17 protein-coding genes, 1 tRNA gene, 2 pseudogenes and 1 riboswitch are annotated in these 24468 nt (G+C 61.1%); of the genes and pseudogenes, 11 read left to right on the top strand and 9 right to left on the bottom strand.

Annotated features, from left to right (window positions below):
• Nucleotides 1–31: 31 nt before the first annotated feature.
• The gene (locus PCPL58_RS13470) at nt 32–1030 is read left to right on the top strand and encodes an alpha/beta fold hydrolase (protein WP_065349610.1); all 999 of its coding nucleotides are present in this window, start codon (nt 32–34) and stop codon (nt 1028–1030) included.
• Nucleotides 1031–1098: 68 nt separating this feature from the next.
• Here PCPL58_RS13470 and nirD read toward each other — a convergent pair whose 3' ends face one another.
• Both nirD and nirB read right to left on the bottom strand, forming a co-directional pair.
• Complete coding sequence (gene nirD / locus PCPL58_RS13475; protein WP_065349611.1) at nt 1099–1485, bottom strand: nitrite reductase small subunit NirD; 387 nt, start codon at nt 1483–1485, stop codon at nt 1099–1101.
• A complete protein-coding gene (nirB, locus tag PCPL58_RS13480) occupies nt 1485–4046 on the bottom strand; it encodes a nitrite reductase large subunit NirB (protein ID WP_003435906.1) in 2562 nt (853 codons plus the stop codon). Before nirB ends, nirD begins: the two co-directional genes overlap by 1 nt.
• A 713-nt stretch (nt 4047–4759) precedes the next feature.
• On the opposite strand from nirB, the gene PCPL58_RS13485 reads away from it, so the two are divergent.
• The gene (locus PCPL58_RS13485; RefSeq protein WP_005780121.1) at nt 4760–5254 is read left to right on the top strand and encodes a GNAT family N-acetyltransferase; all 495 of its coding nucleotides are present in this window, start codon (nt 4760–4762) and stop codon (nt 5252–5254) included.
• A 56-nt stretch (nt 5255–5310) separates the two neighbouring features.
• On the opposite strand, the gene PCPL58_RS13490 is transcribed toward PCPL58_RS13485, so the two are convergent.
• From PCPL58_RS13490 to PCPL58_RS13505, 4 genes are all read right to left on the bottom strand, one after another.
• A complete protein-coding gene (locus tag PCPL58_RS13490; RefSeq protein WP_065349612.1) occupies nt 5311–7317 on the bottom strand; it encodes a peptidase U32 family protein in 2007 nt (668 codons plus the stop codon).
• 105 nt (nt 7318–7422) lie between these two features.
• Complete coding sequence (locus PCPL58_RS13495) at nt 7423–8214, bottom strand: ABC transporter ATP-binding protein (protein WP_065349613.1); 792 nt, start codon at nt 8212–8214, stop codon at nt 7423–7425.
• A complete protein-coding gene (locus PCPL58_RS13500; RefSeq protein ID WP_032609862.1) occupies nt 8211–9233 on the bottom strand; it encodes a FecCD family ABC transporter permease in 1023 nt (340 codons plus the stop codon). Before PCPL58_RS13500 ends, PCPL58_RS13495 begins: the two co-directional genes overlap by 4 nt.
• Nucleotides 9230–10243 carry an ABC transporter substrate-binding protein gene (locus tag PCPL58_RS13505; RefSeq protein WP_054081059.1) on the bottom strand — a complete coding sequence of 338 codons (1014 nt, stop codon included), beginning with the start codon at nt 10241–10243 and terminating at the stop codon, nt 9230–9232. Before PCPL58_RS13505 ends, PCPL58_RS13500 begins: the two co-directional genes overlap by 4 nt.
• Nucleotides 10244–10373: 130 nt before the next feature.
• A riboswitch (cobalamin riboswitch) is annotated at nt 10374–10572 on the bottom strand.
• 316 nt (nt 10573–10888) lie between these two features.
• On the opposite strand from PCPL58_RS13505, the pseudogene pmrG reads away from it, so the two are divergent.
• The 3 genes and pseudogenes from pmrG (at nt 10889) to PCPL58_RS13520 (ending at nt 13144) form a co-directional block, all read left to right on the top strand.
• A pseudogene (gene pmrG, locus PCPL58_RS13510) lies at nt 10889–11583 on the top strand (lipopolysaccharide core heptose(II)-phosphate phosphatase PmrG).
• The gene (locus tag PCPL58_RS13515; RefSeq protein ID WP_065349614.1) at nt 11550–12452 is read left to right on the top strand and encodes a phosphatase PAP2 family protein; all 903 of its coding nucleotides are present in this window, start codon (nt 11550–11552) and stop codon (nt 12450–12452) included. The pseudogene pmrG and the gene PCPL58_RS13515 overlap by 34 nt, the downstream one beginning before the upstream one ends.
• A 17-nt stretch (nt 12453–12469) precedes the next feature.
• A complete protein-coding gene (locus tag PCPL58_RS13520) occupies nt 12470–13144 on the top strand; it encodes a response regulator transcription factor (protein WP_003435895.1) in 675 nt (224 codons plus the stop codon).
• Nucleotides 13145–13151: 7 nt separating this feature from the next.
• On the opposite strand, the gene PCPL58_RS13525 is transcribed toward PCPL58_RS13520, so the two are convergent.
• Together PCPL58_RS13525 and PCPL58_RS13530 are read right to left on the bottom strand one after the other, a co-directional pair.
• On the bottom strand, nt 13152–14189 hold the full coding sequence (locus PCPL58_RS13525; RefSeq protein WP_003435894.1) for an AraC family transcriptional regulator: 1038 nt from the start codon (nt 14187–14189) through the stop codon (nt 13152–13154).
• A 9-nt stretch (nt 14190–14198) separates the two neighbouring features.
• Nucleotides 14199–15113, bottom strand: coding sequence for a GGDEF domain-containing protein (locus PCPL58_RS13530; protein WP_003411459.1), 915 nt, complete (start codon nt 15111–15113; stop codon nt 14199–14201).
• 565 nt (nt 15114–15678) lie between these two features.
• Here PCPL58_RS13530 and PCPL58_RS13535 point away from each other — a divergent pair.
• The 6 genes and pseudogenes from PCPL58_RS13535 (at nt 15679) to PCPL58_RS13560 (ending at nt 22455) form a co-directional block, all read left to right on the top strand.
• A complete protein-coding gene (locus PCPL58_RS13535) occupies nt 15679–18195 on the top strand; it encodes a TonB-dependent receptor (RefSeq protein WP_065349615.1) in 2517 nt (838 codons plus the stop codon).
• A gap of 37 nt (nt 18196–18232) precedes the next feature.
• A complete protein-coding gene (locus PCPL58_RS13540) occupies nt 18233–20167 on the top strand; it encodes a phytase (protein WP_065349616.1) in 1935 nt (644 codons plus the stop codon).
• 55 nt (nt 20168–20222) lie between these two features.
• Entirely contained in the window at nt 20223–20933 is a 711-nt protein-coding gene (gene tolQ, locus PCPL58_RS13545; RefSeq protein ID WP_065349617.1) for a protein TolQ, read from the top strand.
• A gap of 9 nt (nt 20934–20942) precedes the next feature.
• Nucleotides 20943–21389, top strand: a complete 447-nt coding sequence (gene tolR, locus PCPL58_RS13550) for a protein TolR (protein WP_003371985.1) — start codon at nt 20943–20945, stop codon at nt 21387–21389.
• Nucleotides 21386–22248 (top strand): annotated as a pseudogene (locus tag PCPL58_RS13555) (energy transducer TonB). Before tolR ends, PCPL58_RS13555 begins: the two are co-directional and overlap by 4 nt.
• Nucleotides 22249–22379: 131 nt before the next feature.
• Nucleotides 22380–22455 (top strand) — tRNA-Asn (locus PCPL58_RS13560).
• A gap of 366 nt (nt 22456–22821) precedes the next feature.
• Here the strand turns inward: PCPL58_RS13560 and mapR are convergent.
• A complete protein-coding gene (gene mapR / locus PCPL58_RS13565; RefSeq protein ID WP_065349618.1) occupies nt 22822–24231 on the bottom strand; it encodes a GntR family transcriptional regulator MpaR in 1410 nt (469 codons plus the stop codon).
• Between the last annotated feature and the right edge of the window lie 237 nt (nt 24232–24468).

Here is a 24468-nt window from a genome sequence, read left to right on the forward strand (position 1 = left end):
TCCCGATCCCTAGCTACAGGAGGTGCCCCTTATGCGGGCTGCAAAGATTGCCGGTATGTTGATGTCGCTGACGCTGTCAGGCGCAGCACTGGCTGAAACGCCCGGTTATGGCCAGCAACTGGAAGGTTTTACTTACCCTCACGCGCTGCATAAATTCAGTTTCCAGTCCCAGGGCCAGACGCTGGAAATGGGTTACATGGACGTCGCGCCGAGCGGCAAGGCCAATGGCCGCACGGCGGTGCTGCTGCATGGCAAGAATTTTTGCGCTGCGACCTGGGAAGACACCATCAAGGGGCTGAGCGCTGCGGGCTATCGCGTTGTCGCACCGGATCAGATCGGTTTCTGCACCTCGACCAAGCCGGAGCACTACCAGTACAGCTTCCAGCAGTTGTCGATGAATACCCATGCGCTGCTGGAAAAACTGGGTATCGACAAGGTGTCGGTAGTCGGTCACTCCACGGGCGGCATGCTGGCCACGCGTTATGCGTTGATGTACCCGAAGCAGACCGAGAAGCTGGTGATGGTCAACCCTATCGGTCTGGAAGACTGGAAAGCACTCGGCGTGCCGTATCGCAGCGTCGATCAATGGTATGAACGAGAGCTGAAGACCACTGCCGAAGGTATTCGCGCTTACGAGCAGAAGACCTACTACGATGGCCGCTGGAAGCCGGAATATGACAAGTGGGTCGACATGCTGGCCGGTCTGAACAAAGGGCCGGGGCACAAGATCGTGGCCTGGAACTCGGCATTGATCTACGACATGATTTTCACCCAGCCGGTGTTCTACGAGTTTCCCAGGTTGCAGGTGCCGACGGTGCTGATGATTGGCGATGCCGATACCACTGCCATCGGCAGCGACATCGCGCCGCCTGAGGTCAAGGCAAAGATCGGCAATTACAAGGTACTGGGCAAGCAGGTGACGCAGATGATTCCAGGCGCCAGGCTGGTGGAGTTCAAGGGCAAGGGCCATGTCCCGCAGATGGAGGATCCGCAGGGCTTCAACAAGGCACTGGTCTCCGAGCTTCAATAAGCTGCACGTCATGCCATGCAGCAACCTGGTCCGACAGCCACCAGGTTGCCTGCGACCGGCACTGCCGATTACACGGCAATTTCTACCAGATCACCCTTGAGCCTCACCGGCCAGACGTCGAGCCGCTGTTCCGGGTATTCGATGCAACTGCCGTCGTGCAGGCGAAAGTGCTGCTTGTACAGCGGCGAGGCGATGACCAGCTCGCCCGCGATCTGCCCGATCAGACCACGCCCGATCACGTTGGCCCCGGATTTGGGATCGCGGTTGTCGATGGCAAAGAGCTGCTCGCCCTGTGCGGTTTCGGGCACGTAGAACAGCGCGACCTGCGCGCCGTCCAGCCACGCCACGACGCCTGAATTGGCAACCAGATCCGCGCGTCCGCACAGGGGCTGCCAGTGTAACTGCGCTGCCGCGGACGCATTGTTGCCGGCGATTATTGTCTGAGACGCGTTCATCACACCACCTCCTTGAACAACGGGATAAGGGCCAGCTCTTCGGGTTTTGCCGGCCGGCGCTGGGCGCGTTCCTTGACGAACTGCACGTCGGGGTCAGCACGCCCGTCATTGACGAAGGTGCGGAAGCGCTTGAGCTTTTCCGGGTCCTTGAGGGCGTTGGCCCATTCGCATTCGTAGCGGTCGACCACCAGTTGCATCTGCGACTCCAGCTCTGCGGCCAGGCCCAGGCTGTCGTCGATGATGACCGCCTTGAGATAGTCGAGGCCGCCTTCCAGCGATTCACGCCAGACCGAGGTACGCTGCAGCTTGTCGGCAGTGCGGATGTAGAGCATCAGGAAACGGTCGATGTAACGAATCAGGGTTTCATCATCCAGATCGGTGGCGAACAGCTCGGCGTGACGCGGACGCATGCCGCCGTTGCCGCACAGGTAAAGGTTCCAGCCGTTTTCGGTGGCAATCACGCCGACGTCCTTGCTCTGCGCTTCGGCGCATTCGCGGGTGCAGCCGGATACCGCAAACTTGAGTTTGTGCGGCGAGCGCAGGCCCTTGTAACGGTCCTCGATGCGCAGCGCCATGGCGACACTGTCCTGCACGCCGTAGCGGCACCAGGTGCTGCCGACGCAGGATTTAACCGTACGGGTCGACTTGCCGTAGGCATGGCCGGTCTCGAAGCCTGCCTCGATCAGCTCGCTCCAGATATCCGGCAACTCGTGCAGTTGCGCGCCGAACAGGTCGATGCGCTGGCCGCCGGTGATCTTGGTGTACAAGTCGTATTTTTTCGCCACCGCGCCAATCGCTATCAGGCCGTCAGGGGTAATCTCGCCACCCGGAATACGTGGCACCACCGAGTAGGTGCCGTTTTTCTGCATGTTGGCCATGAACGTATCGTTGGTGTCCTGCAAAGGCACCAGCGAAGGCTCGGTGATGGGGCGGTTCCAGCACGACGCCAGGATTGAGCCGACTGCGGGCTTGCAGATGTCGCAGCCATGCGCGCCTTTGCCATGGCGAGTCAGCAGCTCGTCAAAGGTTTCGATGCCTTCGACGCGGACCATCGAGTACAACTCCTGGCGGGTATGAGCGAAGTGTTCACACAGGCTTTTATCGACCGCCACGCCGCGCGCCACCAGTTCATGCTCGAAAACCTGTTTGAGCAGTGCGGTGCAACCGCCGCAGCCGGTGGCGGCCTTGGTGCAGGACTTGATTGCGGCCAGATCGGTGCACCCATTGTCGATGGCCGAGCACACGGCGCCTTTGCTGACGTTATGGCAGGAGCAGATGGTCGCTGTGGCGGGCAGGGCATCGGCGCCCAGCGTCGGCGCGCCTTCGCCACGCGGCAGAATCAGGCTCGATGGATCGGCGGGCAGCGGGATGCCGTTCTGCGCATATTGCAACAGCGTGTCGTAATAGCTGTTATCGCCGACCAGCACAGCGCCGAGTACCTGCTTGCCATCGGCCGACACCACCAGGCGACGGTAGCTGGCGGTGGCTTCATCAATGAAGCGATAACTGACGGCCCCGGCCAGCGCACCATGCGCATCACCGATGGAGCCGACATCCACACCCAGCAACTTGAGCTTGGTGGACATGTCGGCGCCGAAGAACGCGTCGGTATCCTGTTCGCACAACTGTGCTGCCACGCCGCGGGCCATTTGATAGCCGGGCGCGACCAGGCCGAACACGCTGCCGTTCCAGGCTGCGCATTCGCCGATGGCATAGATATCAGCGTCGCTGGTGCGGCAGTGCTCGTCGATTGCGATGCCACCGCGTGGGCCGAGCGCCAGCTCACACTGACGGGCCAGGGCGTCTTGCGGGCGAATACCTGCGGAGAACACGATCAGGTCGGTCTCGAGAAACTCGTCGTTGGCGAAGTTCATCCGATAGCGATACTGCTTGCCGTCGCTGATCGACTGCGTGGCGCGGGACAAATGCACGCCGACGCCCAGCGCTTCGATACGCGCCTTCAATGCAGCGCCACCGAGGTCGTCCAGTTGCACCGGCATGAGACGCGGCGCGAACTCGACGACATGGGCTTCCAGCCCCAGGGATTTAAGCGCATTGGCCGCTTCGAGTCCGAGCAGACCGCCGCCGACCACTACGCCTCGTCGGGCCTTCGACGCGGCATAGCGAATGCTGTCCAGATCCTCGAGTGTGCGATAGACCAGCCGGGAATTGCCCCGCGCGCCTTCGATAGGCGGTACGAACGGGTAGGAGCCCGTGGCCAGGATCAGTTTGTCGTAACCGAAGCAGCCTTCGGCGGTGATGATTTCGTGACGATCACGATCGATTTCCAGCACCGGTACGCCGAGGTGCAACGTCAGGCCGGGTTGTTCGTAGACAGACATCTCGCTCATGGCCAGCGATTCGGCGTCGCGGCCTGTGAAGTATTCGGACAGGTGCACGCGGTCATAGGCGCGCTGTGTTTCCTCGCCAAAGACGTGGATGCGATAGCGTTCGAGTGCGCCGCCTGCGATCAACTGCTCGACGCAATGATGCCCGACCATGCCATTACCGACGACGATCAGGGTTTTTACATCGTTGAGGGGGAAGACTGTGGTGTTCATAGCGAGTCCCGGCCGAGGCCAATCAGGTTTTTCAAAGCAAAAAAAAAGCGCCCGGAACCGTTCGGTTCCAGGCACCTTTGCCTGTTGTCTTATTGGGTATTCGGGGGTGCCATCGAGCCACGTTGCCGGAAGCACCCGAGTAGCCCTCTGGTCTCTGCGAGACTGGCGATCCACGTCGATCAACCGGGGCGGCCCGACCACATTCATGGTGGGGTTGTTGAGGATTATGCAGAGGTTGTGCCAGCTTGCGTCGGCAGCGCTCCAAGCCCGAATTGGCAATGCACGCAAGGCTGCGCAGCGTTTACGACGGCGTCCGGCGCATGATTTTTCCTGCCTTGCATTGGTGCGCATCGAAGGGTTTGCGCTGTAAAGCTGTGCGCCGTACGCGGAGCGTGGGCACGATAACGGCGTGCCTGCGGTCTGTCATTGATTCTGCCCGCAGGGCGTAGGAGCGACCGGGGCGGCGATCCTCATTGTTCGCGAAGACGGCGGGTAAGACGACGCATTTCCTTAAGTTGTACCGGCCTCTTCGCGAACAAGTTCGCTCCTACACAGAATGCGGTGGTCTGAACGCCGAGTTCCGGGTCGATGCGAAATATCGACACTTGTCGTTCCTCACGCTCCGCGTGGGTGTAGTTAAACCGTGCGTTCAAAAGCCCAAGTCTGGCGTAACATTTGTATCACCCTGCAATTCCCCCAATAAGTCCGTGCTCATGAACATCACTATTACTGAGGTACACCCCTCCGAGATCCCGCACACCGTCGATTTCGTCATGCGTGCGCGTGCCGGAATCTTTCCCTTGCTCGACACTGTCACCGTTCCGCCCGATCTGGCCGGTTTCGAGCAGGTGTATCTGGACGGGGAGGACGGCAAGTTTCTGATCGCCCGCAGTGAAGGGCAGATCATCGCGGCTGTGGGCTACCTGCCGTTTGATCATCGTTTCCCGCAGCTCGATTATCGCGGGCGCAGAACCGTTGAGATCGTGCGCCTGTTCGTCACGCCGGAGTTTCGCGGCGACGGGCTGGCCAGCCGTTTATGTCAGGCGCTCTGGGCCCATGCCGAGGCAGGTGGCATAGAGGTTTTGTACCTGCATACCCATCCGTTTCTGCCCGGCGCGATCCGTTTCTGGGAGAAACAGGGCTTTGCCGTGACCGATGTGGAGAGCGATCCGGTGTGGAATACGACCCATATGGAGCGTGTTCTTTAAGAGGGCTTTGTCAGAAGACGGGAGGGGGCTGGCAGGGCGCCAACCCCTTGCATCGATCAGTGCGGAGAACGCTGACGCGCAGTCTTGAGCAGGTCTTCCGGTGTGATATGGCCGACCACCGATTTGGCCGCCGCGCTGCCGGGGAGCGGCAAGTCGAGAATGTGACCTTTCATCTTGCCGATCACGTGCATTTCGCAAGGCTTGCAATCGAACTTGAGGGTCAACACTTCATCACCGTGCACCAGTTGCATCGGCGCGACCTTGGTGCGCACGCCCGTCACACCTTTGGCCTGTTTCGGGCACAGGTTGAACGAGAAGCGCAGGCAATGCTTGGTGATCATCACGGGCACTTCGCCGGTCTCTTCGTGGGCCTCGTAGGCCGCGTCGATCAGCTGTACGCCGTGGCGATGATAGAAGTCGCGAGCCTTCTGGTTGTAGACGTTGGCCAGAAAAGACAGATGCGACTCCGGGTACACCGGTGGCGGGGTCGTCTCCGCCTTGCGGCCACCGCGCGGATGAGCCTTGATTCGCGCTTCGGTCAGTGCCTCGATGGCGTCGCGGCGCAGGGTCTTGAGCTGCGAGTTGGGTACGAAGAACGCCTGTGGCGCGTCAAGCCTGACGTCCTGGGCATGATAGATCGTGGTGCCCAGTTGAGTGAGCAGGTCACGCAACTGATCCAGCGCCTGTTCGGGCTTGTTGGCCGCGCCAAACGGTCCATCGAGACCGACCGTGACGCTCACGCCTTCTTCGCTGGTGGCTTCCAGGCTCAAGTGATCTTCGCGCAGCGTAACCTGCCACTGAACGCCGATACGACGTTCGGCCGAGGTCTTGAGCAGCGCCTGTTGCCAGTTGTGGTCCAGGTTGCGGTTCAGCGGATGATTGGGGCGTACGCGCGACAGCGCTGCGGGCATCTCGTTGGGCTCTACGCGATAGCGCCAGCGCTTCTGGCCGTCCTCTTCGAACTCGCCCTTGAGCTCGGCGATGTTGGCACGGAAGCCCACCACTTCACGCTTGATCTGCACATTGAGGCCGTCGCCGTTGGACAGCGGCTCGTGGGTCACGGCGATCAGGTCGCGCTTGCCGAGCTTTTCAACGGTGCCCACCGCCAGACCGGTGAAGGTCGGCGTGTCGAACGCGCCGATGTCGATCTTGCGGTCGCTGACGAAATAATCGGTGCTGCCGCGATGAAAGGTCTTTTCCGGGTCCGGCACGAAAAAGTGCGCGGTACGGCCGCTGGAAGCGGGTGCGAGGTCCGTGCGGTCTTCGAGAATCTCGTCCAGACGCTGGCGATAATAGGCCGTGATGTTTTTCACGTAGCCCGCATCCTTGTAGCGCCCTTCGATCTTGAACGAGCGCACGCCGGCGTCCACCAAAGCACGCAGGTTGGCGCTCTGATTGTTGTCTTTCATCGACAACAGATGCTTTTCGAAGGCCACAACGCGACCCTGATCATCCTTGAGGGTGGACGGCAGGCGGCAGGCCTGCGAGCAGTCGCCACGGTTGGCGCTGCGGCCGTTTTGCGCGTGGGAAATATTGCACTGCCCGGAGAACGCCACGCACAGGGCGCCGTGGATGAAGAATTCGATGGCCGCATCGGTTTCATCGGCGATTGCGCGGATTTCCTGCAGATTCAGTTCCCGGGCCAGCACCAGCTGCGAAAAACCGGCCTGATCGAGAAACTTCGCCCGGCTCAGGGTGCGAATATCGGTTTGCGTGCTGGCGTGCAGCTCGATGGGCGGAATGTCCATCTCCATCACCCCGAGGTCCTGCACGATCAACGCGTCCACGCCGGCGTCGTAGAGCTGGTGAATCAGCTTGCGCGCGGGCTCCAGCTCGTCGTCATGGAGGATGGTGTTGATGGTGGTAAAGATCCGCGCGTGGTAGCGGTGCGCGAATTTGACCAGCTCGGCAATGTCGCTGACCTCGTTGCAGGCGTTGTGCCGCGCACCAAAGCTCGGCCCGCCGATATACACCGCATCGGCACCATGCAGGATGGCTTCACGGGCGATGGTCACATCCCGTGCAGGGCTGAGCAATTCCAGGTGGTGCTTGGGTAACGACATGGCAACGGGATCCGGCTGCGGGCAAAGCGCGCATTGTAGTGCCACAGACCGCGCGGTGCACCTGTTGCAGATGGCAGCAGGTGCCGGACTGACCATCGGCGTGGTTCAGCGCGAGCGCAGGCGCAGAATCTTCGCCCCGTCACTGGGGTCGGTCAGCCAGTGCGCCACGACGCCGAAGGTGCTCAGCAAGCGTTCCGGAGTCAGTACCTCGAGCGGCGCACCCAGCGCGACCAGCCGACCCTTTTCCATGACCGCCACACGGTCGCAGTCCAGCGCCTGATTCAGATCGTGCAGGGCAATCACGGTGGTCACCGGCAAGGCCCTGACCAGGCCGAGGATGGTCAGTTGATGCTGGATGTCCAGATGATTGGTCGGTTCGTCCAGCAGAAGGATCTGCGGCCGTTGCGCCAGCGCCCTGGCGATGTGAACGCGTTGCCGCTCGCCACCGGACAAGGTGTGCCAGGCGCGTTTTTGCAGGTGCAGCATGTCCACATCCTGTAGCGCCTGGCGAACGATTGCATCGTCCTCGGCGCTCCACGGCTCGAGTGCCGACAGCCAGGGCGTGCGGCCCAGTTCGACGGCGTCCAGCACGGTCACGGCGTCGCTGGTTTCAGCCTGCTGCTCGACCACCGCCAGAAGGCGCGCCACGTCCCTGCGGCTCAAGGCCTCAAGTGCTCGCCCGCCCAGGCTGACCGAGCCGCTGACCGGCTTCTGAATACCGGCCAGTAGCTTGAGCAGGGTGGATTTGCCCGAGCCGTTGGGACCGACCACGGCCAGGGTTTCACCTGCGGCAATGCTCAGGTCGACATCGCGCAGCAGCGCTGCGCCACGTACCGAATAACCCAGACCGGAACAACCGAGTACCGGTGCACTGAGCGGATGAGGTAAGGCATTCATCGCGTGCTGTTGCCCCGGATAAGAATCAAAGCGAAGACCGGTGCGCCGATCAGTGCGGTAATCACCCCGATCGGCAGCGCCTGCCCCTTGATCAGGGTGCGCGAAAGGATATCGGCAGCGATCAGAAACAGTGCGCCGCTCAAGGCGCTCAACGGCACCAGCCGGGCGTGCCGGACACCGACCAGCATCCGCACCGCGTGCGGGATCACCAGCCCGACGAAGCCGATGGAGCCGACAATCGAGACCATCACCGCGGTGACCAGCGCAGCGCTGGCGATCAGGATGATCTGCACGCGCCGTACCGCGATCCCCAGCGATGCCGCCGAGTCGCTGCCGAAGGTGAACGCGTCCAGCGCTCGCCGGTGCCAGAGGCACACCAGCAGGCCTGCCAGCACCGTCGGCACAGCCAGCCAGACCGAGTGCCAGCGCACGCCGCTGAGGTTACCCAGCAGCCAGAACATGATACCGCGTGCCTGCTCGGAGCTTGCCGATTTGGTGATCAGAAACGAGGTCAGGGCATTGAACAGTTGCGACCCGGCGATCCCGGCCAGAATGATCTGCCCGGCTGCCGTCGTGCCGCGTGAGGAATGCGCCAGCAGGGCGACCAGCGAAAACGCCGCCACGGCCCCGACAAAGGCGCCTGCCGACATCGAGATCGCACCTGCACCAAAGCCCAGAATGGCGACCAGTACCGCGCCGGTCGAAGCCCCTGCGGAAATCCCCAGCAGATACGGGTCTGCCAGCGGGTTGCGCAATAACGATTGCAACACCACACCACAGATCGCTAGCCCGGCCCCGCAGGCCGCCGCGACAATGGCGCGGGTCAGCCGGTAGTTCCAGACGATGCCTTCGTCTATAGGGTCGAGTACATAGCCAGCGCCCCAGAGTTTGTTGGCCAGCACCTGGAAAACCACGTTCAGGCTGATCGAGGTTTCGCCGATCGCGGCCCCGATCATGATCGCCAGCACCAGCACTGCCGAGACCCAGAGCACATGAACCAACGCTATCGGCAATCTCATTTGGCAGCGTTGAAACGGTTGGCGGCGTCAGCCAGTTCCTCGAACCCGGTGAACAGGCGCAGGCCCGCCTGCATGCCCTCGGCGTCGATGATCACGATCCGGTCATGCTTGACCGCGTCCATGTTGCGGGTCACCGGGTCGGTCTTGAGGAATTCGATTTTTTTCAAGTAATCGTCAGCCGGGAAGCGGCGGCGATCCATGCGCGCGATGACCAGAATGCTCGGGTTGGCTTTGGCGATGGTTTCCCAGCCCACAGTCGGCCATTCCTCGTCGGACTGAACGATATTGCGCATGCCCAGGCTGTTGAGCATGAAGTCCGGAATGCCTTTGCGGCCGGCCACGAAAGGGTCGCTGGCGAGGTCGGAGCTGGAGAACCAGAACAGCGCCGAGACGTCATTGGCCTTGTTCTGCCGGACGTTGGCAATCGCTGCGCTCAGGCGGGCCTTGAGGTCGGCAACCAGCGCGTCGCCGCGATCCCGCACATCGAAAATCTGCGCCAGTTGCTCGATGCTCTTGTAGATGGTGTCGATGCGGAACGGCTCCAGGCGTGTGCCATCGGCACCGACCAGATTGTCCTTGCCTTCGCAGTCGGACGGCAGGATGTAAGTGGGTATCTTCAGGTCATGGAACTGCTCGCGGGTGCCGACCACGCCCTGTTTGCCGACCATCCACTCCAGTTGCACGGCCACCAGTTCCGGTCGCTTGCCAATCACTGCCTCGAAACTGGGCTCGTTGTCGGCCAGGCGCTCGACCTTGTCGTTCTGCGCCTTGAAACGTGGCAATACATTGTTGAACCACAGGGAAGTGCCGACCAGTCTGTCGCCCAGGCCCAGTTCGTAAAGCATTTCGGTGCCGGCCTGGCCAATGGTGACAGCCTTGGTCGGCGCATGCTGGAAGGTCAGGGTTGCGCCACAGTTTTCAAGGGTCAGCGGGTACTGAGTGGGGGCGGCGAGGGCCAGGGTGGACAGCGTCAGGCTGGCAGCGAATGCGGCGAGGCGGGGCAGCGACATGAAATGCGGTCTCCGTTGGAGCAGGTGCCAGGGCGCAATGCACATCAGGAAACACATCCCCGGATGATCACCGGGCACGACAGGAAATGCCGACGCGTGCGGATGTCCTTCCCGGACACCCCGCCGGTTAGTGGATTGAAGCGGGTCGGCAGGTCTCCTGACTGACACGTCATCGCCAGGCTCCGGCCTTCCCGGATCACGATCCAGTGGCAGTCATGGAGCAGGCTCGGTGCCTACAGTTGCGGGGGCAGTTTCGTTTTTCGCCTGGTGAGAAAGGCGTGCGAATTCCCTGTTAGTTCCTCTCGGAAACCGACGCGCGGCATGGTAAACGATAAGCGTTTTAGTGGCTAATCCTTTGCGCACAGCTGCTGCAGCAGACGGTCTGTGAGTCCAAAACCGTCCCGATGGGCACGGAACTTTCGGGAAAAACGCTTAAATTATCTTCATGTTCACGTCCGTAAAACCGCAAAGGCCCATTCCAGAGCGTTCGCGTGAAAAACATGGCGCTGGGCCACAACACGTTTTTCACATCTTCTTCACCGCATCGGGACGATGCTGAACCTATCTTGCCTGCATGGGAGCGGCACAGACCTCGGGCACTCCCTGGGTCAACGCCACACATAGGTTCATGGCAGGAGTGGTCCCTTGACCGACACGATAATCAACAAGAATGTACTTCCCCGTTCGGGCATCAGTCAGCGCTACAAATTGCATCGGCACATCGTATCGATGTCCGTTGCCGTCGTGCTGACGGCTATCTGTGCATGGTTCTACTCGGCGTTCTCGGGTGTGCATGTGGTGGACCTGGGGGTCGGCAGCAACCTGAGCGTTTCCGGCCTTCGCGAGCACTGGCGGCAAGGCAATGTAGTGGTGATGATTCGCCACGCCGAACGTTGTGACCGCTCGAGCAACCCGTGCATGAGCGACGCCGACGGCATTACCTCCAACGGCCGCGACGCCGCTCTGGCGGTGGGCGCCGGGTTGCAGAAAATGGGCATGGACCACGCGCGCATGATCGCCAGCCCAAGACCCGCACGCAACAGACTGCGCAACTGTTGGCCGGGCACGCGGTGGCTGGCCAGGACTGGATCAATGACTGTGACAGCGGCTTCATGAAAGCGGTGCAGGCCCACAAGGTCAGCGGCGAGAACATGGTGCTGGTGACCCACAGTGGCTGCATCGATCAGTTCGAGCGCAAGGTCGGCGTACCTGGCGGCGAGCGCTCCAGTGAGTACGCCCAGGCGTTTTTCGTACAAATAGACGGCAGCCATCCGCCGAAAATCCTCGGCTCCCTGAATGCCGGGCAATGGGCAAACCTCAACAGCGAGCAATTCAATTGACGACATCTTCCAGCGCCAGGCTGCGGTTCTACGGCATCAACCTGGGTGTACCGGTGTTTTTCGCGTTACTGGTCTTCGTCACCTTCGACCTGACCACGATCGACCGGCAACTGAGTGACCTGTTTTTCGATTCGACGGCCGGGGTGTTTCCCATCGGCCAGAGCCATCTGTTCGAGAACATCACACACAGATGGGCGCGGATCCTTCCGAACTGGACCGGAGAGCTGGCGATCATTGGTGCGATGCTGTCCTTTGTCTGGCCGTTGCTGGAAAAATATAATGATTCGCGCCTCGCGAGGCGGCTGACGGGCTCTCGGTTGGGCACCTTCCTGCGCTTTGCACGCAGGCACCGGCTGGACTTCTTTTTCGTCATCGTTGCCTTTGCGCTGAGCACCGCCATGATCCATTACCTGAAAAGCCATACCAGCGTTTACTGTCCTGTCGAGACTACCTTGTACGGTGGCAGTCAGGCGCACATCGAGTGGTTCAGGAACTTCAACCTGCTGCACGAGGCCGGCGCCGGGCGATGCTGGCCGGGCGGTCACGCGTCAAGCGCGTTCAGTCTGCTGGCCCTGTACTTCGTGGCTCGTCGCTATTGCTGGCGGCATTCGAATACCCTGCTGGCGACCATTCTGCTGCTCGGGATGATTTACGGCACCACGCGGGTGCTGCAAGGCTGGCACTTCATGTCGCACACCTTCTGGGCAGGTATTGTGGTGTGGCTAAGCACGTTGCTGGTTGCCTTGTGCTTCTATGGCCGATCGAGGTTGCAACAGCCGATTCGCCAGGCGTTGGGCGTCAACAAACCTGATGCATTCGTCACTCGACCTGCAGACGCACTGGCGACAGGTTCCCGGTCGGCCGGGTAGAACAACAAGGCGCGGCAATGAACATTCTGGTTATTGAAGACCATCGTGATATCCACGATAACCTGCTGGAATTCTTCGAGCTCAGGGGGCACGCGGTAGAAGGGGCGCTGGACGGCCTGAGCGGGCTGCATCTGGCCGCGTCGAAACGCTTCGATGCGATCATTCTCGACATCATGCTGCCCGGCATCGACGGCAACCAGATCTGCCACAGCCTGCGCCAGTATTCGAAGTCGGAAGTCGCGATTGTGATGCTCAGCGCGCGCGATGAACTGGATGATCGGCTCACCGGTTTCAAGGTGGGGGCCGACGACTACATCACCAAGCCGTTTGCAATGTCCGAAGTGCTCGCCAGGGTAGAAGCGATCGTCAGCCGACGGCAGCGCCAGGACAACCGGATGATGGTGGTTGCCGACCTGCAGTTCGATCTCGACACCCTGGAGGTCACCCGCAAAGGCGTGCCTTTGAAGCTCAACCCGACCAACATGAAGCTATTGGAACTGCTGATGCGCAAAAGCCCGCATATCGTCAAGCGGGCCGAGCTGGAAGAGGCGCTTTGGGGCCGTGATGCCCCGAACAGCAGCAGTTTGCGCAGCAACATCCACGTGCTTAGGCGGGTACTGGATGGCGGGCACGACACGCCGTTGCTGCACACGGCCCATGGCCTGGGTTACAAGCTGTGTGCGCAGCGCTGAGGCGGACTCATTCGAAGTTGAACAGGCGCTGGATCAGGGTCGGTGTGCTGCCGGTCCAGCGTTTGAATGAACGGCGGAAATTGGCCGGGTCGTTGAAGTTCAGGTAGTCCGCCACAGCTTCGTTGCTCATCCCCTTGATCTGGTACAGGTACAACGCGACGTGTTTGCGCGCCAGGTCGTGCTGCGCCTGAAAGTGCGTGCCGTGCTTGTGCAACTTGCGCTTCAGCGTGGCGGGGCTCATGGCGAAAGCGTGAGCGACCTGTTCCAGGCTGGTGGCCTGTCGCACATGTTCACGCAGGTGCTGGTGCAAGCGGTCCAGCAGGCTGAACGACATGCCCAGCGCGGCGAGTTGCCCGTCGGCTTCCTGCTGCGCGACCTGCACGGCAATGGGCGATGCGCCAGGCCAGGCATGGGTAAGGTAATACCTGGGCAGGCGCATCATGTTCAGCGGGCGGCCAAATGCCGTGTTTTCGCCCAGATGAACCCAGTACTGCTCGATGTAGCGTGGCTCTTCGTGACAGAAACTGCATTCCCACGGCAAACGCTCGCCGCTCAGCGACTGACTCATCGCCACCAGTGCGGTCATGCCGGCTTCGAGCAGGAAGCGTTGCTGTTCACCTGCACCACAACTGTCCAGCCAGTAGAGATAGGCGAACTGTTCGTCCAGCTCCAGACGCGGTATCAGCAGCGGGCTGAGCAGCGCCTGTTGGCGGATCAGTATCTCCAGCGCCTGATGCAGGTTTTGCGCATGACGCAGCGCGTGACTGGCCGCGCCGTAGTGGCCGGGAAACAGCCGCTGGCCGAACAGGAAGCTGGTGTCGTCGGCTTCCATCTGACGTTGCGCGTTACCGATCAGGACGAAAAACTGTTGCGGGCTCAGGCGCGTCTTGCCCGCAACGATGTCCTCGTAAAACAGCCCGGTACCTTTGAGCAGGCGATGGCTGTCAATGCCGCGCGACAAGGCCAGATCAATCAGCGTTGCCGGCTGGTAGTGGCCGGGGATGAAGCGGCTGTCGATTTCATACCAGTCACTTTTAAGCGTCATGGCAGGCGCTCAGGCAGTGCAGGTCAGAGGGCGTCGGGCGCGGGCCAGCGACAGATTGAGGCGGCGCAGCAGGTTGTCCGGCGTTTCATTGAGTGCCATGACGACCGCCACGCTGGCCGACAGGTGAATGCGTTCGCCCTGTTGGCGGGTCTTGTGCGCCAGACTGGCGACCGCCTGCTGCAACTCCAGCGCCAGCAGCTTTGCCTGGCTTTCTCCGGTGTTGGGCAACAACACCACGAAACGGTCGCCAGCCAGACGGCAGAGCAGGTCCTGACGGCGCAGATTGAGCACCAGCAAGTGGCTGAGCGCCGACAGCACCTCATCGCCTTCGGCATGCCCGAAGGCATTGTTGATCGCGCTGAAACCATCCACGTCCAGCGCCAGCAGCGACAGCGGCTGCTGTTGGCAGACACTCTGTTCCAGGCTGACCACCAGTTGGCGCTTCAGGTAGTCGGCGCTGCCCAGCGGGGTGAGTTTGTCGTACAACCGGTGCTCCCGGAAGCCGCGCTCGCGTTTTTCCATTTGTGCGCTGATTGCCAGTTGTTCGCGATGCCAGTGGTAGATGCCCAGGGTCAACAGAATCAGGCCGACCGGCATCGGGCCGGATTCCAGCCAGTGATCCCATTCGATCGCAGCGGGCAGGCGGATGAATTCGTCGAGCGCGTCGATCCACCACGAGAAGAACACGCAACTCAGGCCGATCGACAGGTAATTGGTCACCCGGCCGGCCGGTCTACTCTTGAACACCAGAAACAGCCAGACCAGCGACAGCAGGGCGGAGCCACCTTCACCGACGATGTCCAGCCACTGCCATTCGCTGACATGTTTGAGCGTGCCGAATGCCAGAAACGCCAGCAGGCCGAGATTGGAGGCGACCATCAGCACGGCGAGTTTCCAGCGATGAGGTTGGATGATCCTGAACATGAACAGACGGCTCCCGAAGTGCTGATTATCGGCCAGCAGAACAGATGCACATGACACTTCGGTGACGGGTAACGCGAACCGCGAAAGGTCGAATCAGCTCACGTGTGTTACAGGTTTTTGCTTCGCATCTGACGTATAAGCCACCTCTGATCAGCGCCAGGACTCAGCCGTCACTTACGTCGCACTCTGCGTCTTCAGTGTCATTGCTGCGTTGGCAGCGGTTGCGGGTAACGCATGAGGTTGTGTCGTATCAGAGTTACCTGCCTGTCGGCGTTTGATTCTGGCCAGCGGTCGTGGGAGCGAGCTTGCTCGTGATCTGTCGGGAACCGACAGTAGGGTCGGTATATACAGTGCGCCAGACACACCGAGCATCAGTACGGCCTACAGCTCCAGCCCCGCCTGAAAGTCAAATCAGCTCATTTACCTGCTCGATTCCCCTCAAACCCGCTGTTTTCAGCCCCTGGGCCCGTTACCTGTCACAGAACCGTCACTGCACGACTCTAGCTTGCGCCTCCAGTTGCCGGGCCATTTGCCTGGTCTGTCGGGTTTATGGGGGAGGACTTACATGCACAGGCGTCGCAGCAGGGCCCAACTGGTCGGTTTCACACTCAGCGCGCTGGCGTTTGCCATCGGCAGCGAACGTTTGCAGGCCGCCGAAGCCGATACCACCGAGCACGTGCAAGTGGTCGGCCAGGCCGCGAGCATCGACAACGCGCTCAAGGAGCAACGCAGCTCCGACAGCATCAAGAGCGTGGTGCATGCCGACGGTGTTGCGCAGTTACCGGACCAGAACGTCGCCGAAGCGGTGCAGCGCCTGCCGGGCGTCAGCGTCGAGCGCGATCAGGGCGAGGGGCGCTTTGTCACCGTTCGTGGCCTGGCCCCCGACCTGAACAGCGTGACCATCAACGGCACCATGGTGCCTGCCCCGGAAAGTGATCGACGCGCCGTGGCGCTGGATGTCCTGCCCGCCGAACTGGTGCAGTCCCTGTCAGTGATCAAGACCCTGACCCCGGACATGGACGCCAATTCGCTGGGTGGCACCATCGATGTCGAGAGCCTCTCGGCCTTCGACCACAAGGGCCTGTTCTACACCGGCAGCAGCGAGGCCAGCTACGACAAGAACACCCGTCAGACCAGTCCCAAGTTTTCCGGCGCGGCGAGCAATCGTTTCAGCCTCGGCGACGGCATCGACAACTTCGGCGTGGCGGCAGCGCTGAGCTGGCAGAAGCGTGACTTCGGCTCCGACAACGTCGAAACCGGCGGTGACTGGGATGGCGCGCGGCTGCAATCATTCGAACAGCGCGACTACGACATCAGTCGCGAGCGCGCCGGTGGCGGCCTGAACTTCGATTACCGGCCCGATGACGTCAGCAAGTATTACCTGCGCACCCTGTACAGCCGCTTCAAGGACGACGAAGTCCGCACCACCAACGGTTTCGAGTTTGCCGATGCGCAAAGCGCAGGGCAGACAGGCGATGCCGAAGGCACGCGCAAGCTCAAGGCGCGTACTGAAACCCAGGAAATCCAGTCCTACGTATTCGGTGGCGAGCGCATGGTCGGCCTGTGGACCCTCAGCGGCCAGGCCGGTTACAGCGAATCCAGCGAGGACAGCCCTGGCCATATCGCAGGCGCCACGTTCGTCGGCAACGATGACTTTGCCGACACCGGTTTCTACGACCGCGACAAGCCGCGGCCGATTGTCGGCTCCTCGTTCTACGACAACTCGAACTTCACCCTGGACAAGGTCGACTGGGAAAAGCAGTACACCAAGGACTCCGAGAAAAACCTGCGTCTGGACCTGGCCCGTGATTACGATTTCAAGGGCTATGCCTCGCAGTTCAAGTTTGGTGGCAAGGTCAGCCGTCGCGACAAGAGCAATGACCTGGAAGTCTGGAAATACGAGGATTTCGATGACCTGGGCTTCAGCGACCAGCAACTCAACCTGACGCAGTTCCAGAAAGGCAACATCGACTACCGGCTGGGCAACTTCGGCAGCGGCATCAGCCCCGGTGCGATCAAGGGGCTGATCGGTGGCCTCAACGCTGCTGACGCCTACGACGAGGCCGAAAGCCGCGCCAATGACTTCAAGATCAACGAAGACATCAACGCCGGTTATTTCATGAATACCCTGGATGTCGACAAGTGGCGCTTCATCGCCGGCCTGCGCTACGAAGGCACGGAAATGGACGCCAAGGGCACTGGTGTGCGTGATGGCGCGTTCGAGTCCAGTACCACCAGCCGTCGCTATCATCACTGGCTGCCGGGCCTGCATGCCCGTTATCAGATCGACAAGAGTACCCAACTGCGTGCTGCATGGACCAAAACCGTGGTACGTCCCACGTTCGGACAACTGGCACCGGGTTTTGTGATCGATGATGACGAAGCGTCTTTCGGTAACCCGAATCTCAAGCCGCTGGAGTCAAGCAACCTGGACCTGGGCATCGAACACTTCATGGGCCGCGCAGGCACGGTGTCGGCGTTCGTGTTCTACAAGGACATCCAGAATTTCGTCTACAACACCGACCTGGCCGGCACCGGGCAGTGGGCGAACTTCTCCGAGGCCAACACCTTTGCCAATGGCGACAAGGCCAAGCTGTATGGCCTGGAGCTGGCCTACTCGCAGAAGCTCGACTGGTTGCCTGCGCCATGGAACGGTCTGCTGCTGGGCGCCAATGCCACGTTGAGCCGCTCGGATGCCAGCATCAACGGTTTCGACCAGAGCACCGGCAGCAATCGCAAACGCGATATCGACCTGCCCAGCCAGTCGAAAACCGTCGGTAACGTCATGCTCGGCTGGGAGAACGACAAGCTCAGTCTGCGTCTGTCCGCCAACTACAAGTCGGCCTACCTCTACGAGCTGGCGGCGATCGGCGACAAGGACCATGACCAGTATGTGGACGCGCAGACCTTCGTTGATTTCAGCGCGCGCTATTCACTGACGAAGAACCTCAAGGTCAGCTTCGAGGCACAGAACCTTACCGATCAGCCGTACTTCGTCTACAGCGGCCATCGCGCCTACAACGGCCAGTACGAAGAGTACGGTCCGACTTACAAGGTCGGCCTGACCTTCACCCATTTCTGATCGATCTGAAGCGCTCATTCAAAGGATTCAACCGTTCATGATGATTTCGCTATTACCCAAGCCAGTGTGCCTGGCGCTCTTGCTTTGCCTGACGGCCGGGGCTGCGCAGGCCTCGTCGCCGATGGATCTGAACCTGACGCGCTGGGCTGAAAACGCCTCGTTCAAGGCTCAGTCTGTCGCCTTCTTGCCGGACAGTGACGGCAGTCGGCGTCTGGCCGCGAGCATCAAGGCCGGCCTGTTGCTGCTGGATGAGCAGGGCCGCGAACTGGCAAGCATGCCCGGTTCATTTCAAGGGCTCGACAGCCGCTCAACGGGCGAGAGCGTCTTGCTCGCGACGCTGGACAACGCACGTCAACAGGCACTGCTGACCCAGCTGGACCCGGCGAAGATGCACTGGTCGAAGCCGGTCTACCTGCCGGCACGCGACTATTCAGTGGCCGGCCTGTGTCTGTATCGCGATGACGCCAGCAACCTGTTTGTATTTTTGGTGGGCGAAGAGGGCAAGGGCGAGCAATGGCTGATTGGTGCGAACAACCGGCTCAATGGCGAGCCGCGCCTGGTGCGCAATCTGCCGCTGCCTCCCAACGCCGAGTTTTGTCAGGTCGACGATGCCGCGCACAGGTTGTTCGTCAATGAAGCGAACATCGGCTGGTGGGCTTACCCGGCGCATCCCGAGGCCGATGTCGCCCGGCAGCCGGTGGCGCTGCGCGAGCCGTTTGGCGAGCTGAAACAGGCCGCCGGGGCAATGGCTGTTGTGCCTGGCGGTCTGCTGGCGCTGGACCCGAAGGGCAAGTCGTTGCATCTCTATCAGCAGCAGGATGATCAACAGCAGGCAGCCTGGGTGCCGGTGGCCGATCTGTCATTGATGAACCTGAAGAAGCCCGAAGGTCTCTCGGTGCATGAGAACAAGGGCGGTTTGCAGGTGCTGGTCAACGACAAGGACGGTGAGCGTCTGTATCAGGGGGCGCTGAACTGGACGCCCAAACCGGTCGCGGTTGCTGCGCCGCTGCCAAGTGTCATGCCGGCCATCCAGAGCCAGTCGGTCGGGCGTCAGGGGGACGCCGCCGACGACCCGGCGATCTGGGTCAACCCGAAAAATCCGGCACTCAGCCGGGTGCTGGGTACCAACAAGAAGCAGGGTCTGCTGGCTTACGACCTGAGCGGCAAGCAGTTACAGGAGCTGCCGGTCGGGCGTTTGAACAATGTCGATGTGCGCCCCGGTTTCATGCTGGGCAACAAGAACGTCGACCTGGCCGTGGCGAGTAATCGCGATCGCAACAGCCTGAGCCTGTTCAGCATCGACCGCGCCAGCGGCACGCTTCACGAGGCGGGGGAAATCGCCACGCCATTGGCGGAAATCTACGGCGTCTGCCTGTTCAAGCCTGCCAGTGGCGAGCTGTATGCCTTCGCCAACGGCAAGGACGGCAGCTTTCTCCAATACCGGCTCAGCGCCCCGGACGGCAAGGCCAAAGGCGAGCTGGTGCGCCGCTTCAAGGTCGACACCCAACCGGAAGGCTGCGTGGCCGATGACCAGCGTCAGCGCCTGTTTCTCGGTGAAGAAGACGTAGGTGTCTGGGAAGTCGATGCGCGGGCGGATCAGCCTGCAACGCTGTCCAGCGTGATCAAGGTGGGTGAAGTGGTGCACGCCGATGTCGAGGGGCTGGCGCTGTACCAGAGCGATGGCCATGACTATCTGCTGATTTCCAGTCAGGGCAACGACAGCTATGTGGTGGTGGATGCCGAGCCGCCTTATGCACTGCGCGGCGCCTTTCGGGTCGGCCTGAACGCGAAGGCGGGGATCGACGGCACCTCGGAAACCGACGGCATCGAAGTGACCGCCATGAACCTCGGCGGCCCCTGGAGCAAAGGCATGCTGGTGGTTCAGGACGGGCGCAAGCGTATGCCCGAGCAGGCGCAGAACTTCAAGTTCGTGCCGTGGGCGGAGGTCATGAAGACCTTGAAGCTGCCGTAAGTCGTTTGTCATCAAGCGGTGCTAATCATTCGTTCCATTACAGAGGACTACCCCGATGCACGCCACTCTCGAACACATGACCATCTGGGGCCTGATCAGCGATGCCAGCCTGCTGGTCAAGGCTGTGATGCTGATTTTGCTGCTCGCCTCGCTGGTCAGCTGGTACCTGATCATTCAGCGCAGTCTTGTCCTGCGTCATTACGAGCGCTCACTGGATGCCTTCCAGCAACGCTTTCGCAGTGCCGCTGACCTGGCGCCGCTGCAGGCGCAGGCATCCTCTGCGCAGCGCGATGCGGCTGGGATCGAGGACGTATTTCAGACGGGTTACGCCGAATACATGCAGCTCAAGCAGCGGGCGGGTATCGAGCCTGATGTGGTGCTCTCCGGCGTCGAGCGCTCGCTGCAGGTCGCCATCAGCGAGCAAGAGCTGCAATTGGAAAAAGGCCTGCAGTTTCTCGCCACGGTAGGCTCGGTCAGCCCGTATATCGGCCTGTTCGGCACCGTCTGGGGGATCATGAATTCGTTCATCGGCCTGTCGCAGGTGCAGCAGGCCACGTTGTCGACGGTCGCGCCGGGTATTGCCGAAGCGCTTATCGCCACGGCCATCGGCCTGTTCGCCGCCATTCCTGCCGTTATCGCCTACAACCGTTTTGCTGCGCGTGGCCAGACCCTCACGGCCCGTTACTACAGCTTCGGCAATGAACTGCAGGTGCGCCTGAACCGCACCCTGCAAGGCCTGACCCGCAACATGGCCGCTGCTGCCTGAGGACTTGTCATGCTGGTCAAACCGCAACGCAAACATGGCCCGAAGGCCGAAATGAATGTCGTGCCTTACATCGACGTGATGCTGGTGCTGCTGGTGATTTTCATGGTGACGGCGCCGATGCTCACCCAAGGCGTGAAAATCGAGTTGCCGAAAGTTGCCAGCGAAGCGCTCGTCACCGACACCCGGCAGCGTATCGTGACGTTGTCCGTCAAGGCGCAGGGCGGCTACTACTGGAACCTGGGCGATACCGTCGACACTCAGGCGCAGACCGATCAGGCCGCGAGCCTGGAAGACATGCAGGCGCGCATTGCCCAGCTGGTGGCCGAGCGCAACGACACGCAAGTGTTCATCCGCGCGGATGACAAAGCCGATTACGGTCGTGTGGTCGCTGCCATGGCGGCCCTGCAACGCAGTGGCGTGACGCAACTGGGGCTGGTGACCGAGGCGCCGCAATGAACACCCTGACCCTCGACTATCAGCCGCCGCGCCGCGAATGGGGGAACCGGCCCTGGCTGCGCCGCAATGGCCTCGCGGCGGCGGTCGCGCTGGCGTTGCACGGCGCTTTGCTGAGCGGTCTGATGTTCGGCTGGAACGCCTGGGAAAAACCGCCCGAACCGGTCAGAACCCTGACACCCAATTACTGATTCTGCCGCCAACGCCAATGCCAACGCCCGCGCCTGAGCCGGTTCCAGTGGCGGCGGCACCGGTAAGCGAGCCCGTGCAGGTGCCGCCACCCCCTGCACCGGCATCGTTGCCGGTCAGCAAACCGCTCGAAGCTGCGAAACCGCAGGCAGAGCCGCAACGTCAACCCGACCAGGCTGCAGTGGCCCGCAAGCGCGTCGAAGAGCAAAAGCGCGAGCGCGAGCAACTGCAGAATGCCCAACGCCTGCGCGAGGCCGAGCAGCGCAGGCAGCAGGAACAGCAATTGGCCGAACAGCAACGTCAGCAGATCGAGCAGCAGCGTCAGGCTGAGCAGGCACGCCAGTCCGCCGAGCGTGCCCGCCAGGCGCAGCAGTCAGCACAGCAGCAGGCTGCCGCTGCCGACAGCAGCCAGTACCAGCCGCTGAGCAAGGAGGCCCCGGACTATCCCGAACGGGCGCTGGACAAAGGCATCGAGGGTGATTGCACGGTGGTCTACGACGTGTCACCGCAAGGCACCGTGGTCAACCCGCAAGTGCAGGGTGCCTGCCATCCATTGTTCATCCGTCCGTCACTGGCCGCAGCGCAAACCTTTCGTTATCAGCCACGGGTTGTCGAGGGCAGGGCGGTGACCGTGCCCGGGGTGAAGAATACCTTCCACTATCGGATCAAGTAGGGCTACCGTGTCTGGCAGGCTCCCTTCTGAACCGTGCTCCTGTTTGGCCGCAAATGGCGCACGGATCAACGAGCAAGATTTTTTTCTGCTCTGCTTGACTTCCTTTTCCGAATCAGTAACATAGCGCTCATTCCGCGATAGCTCAGTTGGTAGAGCAAGTGACTGTTAATCACTGGGTCCCTGGTTCGAGTCCAGGTCGTGGAGCCAGACGATATTTCAAAGGCGATGTGTAATGCCTTTGAACAAGAAAAAACCCGCCTGATGGCGGGTTTTTTCGTTTTGGCGCTAATGCAGCGCGGCTTCAGCATTCCTGGCGCCTCAATACGGCGAAATAGTCCCCAACAAACCCACCGCGATTGCCAACAATAAAAAACCTATCAAAGAAAGTCCGAGCTTGCCCATGAGCGTCTCCTGCTGATCGATCTGTCTGTAACGAGTCGCAGGCGCCACTCTTGACGGTTGGCCTGCGCGTTTCAATGCGCTGCCATTATCGTGCTCGGACAGATTCTGGTACAGATTCAGAAACAGCTTAAAAATACGGATCAGTTGTCTTTGTGCAAGGCATGAAAACGCTCAGAACGACGCGATGATACGGCCCAGCATTGCCATGGCCTGCTCGCTGCGTTCGTCCCAGGGAGTGCCGTAGTTGAGGCGCGCGCAATTCTTGAAGCGCCTTGACGCGGAAAAGATCGGGCCGGGTGCGAGGCTGATGCCCTGCGCGAGCGCGAGTTGAAAGAGCTGCAGCGAATCAACCCGCTCGGGGAATTCGAACCACAGAAAGTAGCCGCCGACGGGGCGGGTGACGCGTGTCGCCGCCGGGAAATAGCGGGCGGCAGCGGCGAGCATCGCGCCTTGTTGCAGTTCGAGGGTGTCGCGCAGCTTACGCAGATGGCGGTCATAGCCGCCGTGCTTGAGGTAGTCGGCGAGCGCGGCCTGAGCGGGGACCGAAGGGGAGAGGGTGGTCATGAGCTTGAGGCGGTCAATCTGCTCGGTGTAACGCCCGCCTGCCACCCAGCCGACCCGATAGCCGGGCGCGAGGGTCTTGGAAAACGAGCTGCAGTGCATCACCAGTCCGCTGCGGTCCAGGCTTTTCACCGGGTGAGGCGCCTTGGCGCCGTAATACAGTTCGGCGTACACATCGTCCTCGATCAACGGGATTTGATGCTGTTCCAGCAGGTCGTAGAGCCTGATCCTGTTTTCCTGAGTCATGCTCGCGCCCAATGGGTTCTGAAAGCTGCTCATGAACCAGCAAGCCTTGATCGGCAGGCGTGTCAGGCTGTCCTGCAGCGAATCGAGGTCCACCCCGTCACGCGGATGCACGGGGATTTCGACGGCTTTCAGCTTCAGACGCTCCAGCACTTGAAGGCAGGCATAGAACGCCGGAGCTTCGATGGCGACCAGGTCGCCGGGCTCGGTGACGCACTGCAGGCACAGGTTCAGGGCTTCCATGGCGCCATTGGTGATGACCAGTTCGTCAGCGGGCAAGCGCACGCCACTGATCATGTAGCGCAGGGCGATCTGTCGGCGCAGCTCGGGGTTTCCGGTGGTCATGTCGCTGACGATGCCCGCAGGCGTCAGCGCACGCACAGCTGAAGCCATCGACTTTGCCAGGCTCGCCAACGGATACAGGTGCGGGCTGGGAAACGCCGAGCCAAATGGCACGGTGTCCGGGTCCTTGAGCGAGCCGAGCACTGAAAAGATCAGGTCGCTGACACCCAGTTCGGTGCCTTCGCTGGCGTGTCTGATCAGTTCAGGTTCGATCAGTGCATTGGCGGCATGCTCGCGCACGTAATACCCGGAGCGTGCGCGGGCCTGAATCAGTCCCTTGTCTTCCAGCAGGTAATAGGCCTTGAAGACCGTCGCCGGGCTGACGGACCAGGTGCGACTCGCGACGCGTACGGACGGGACTTTTTCCCCGGCGGGCAGGACGCCGCTGCGAATCATTTCCGAGATGTCGGCGGCGAATTTTTCGTAACGTTTCATAAGCGGCATCGAATGAACAAGGCTGCATCATGAGCGAAACCGGCCATAACGAACAGAGACAAAACAACTGTAAAAAACAATATCAGATGGCTTTTTCACGTGTTTCAGGGTGTTGCGCCATCCGTCACTCAGGTCGTTCGGGGAGATGACTTGCGCTTGAATCACTCAAACGGATAGGTCTATGATGCCAGCGCCTTACGACCCATCGAAGGAAATAGACGTGTCCCGTTCCAACTG

Source organism: Pseudomonas cerasi, assembly GCF_900074915.1.
GTDB lineage: Bacteria > Pseudomonadota > Gammaproteobacteria > Pseudomonadales > Pseudomonadaceae > Aquipseudomonas > Aquipseudomonas cerasi.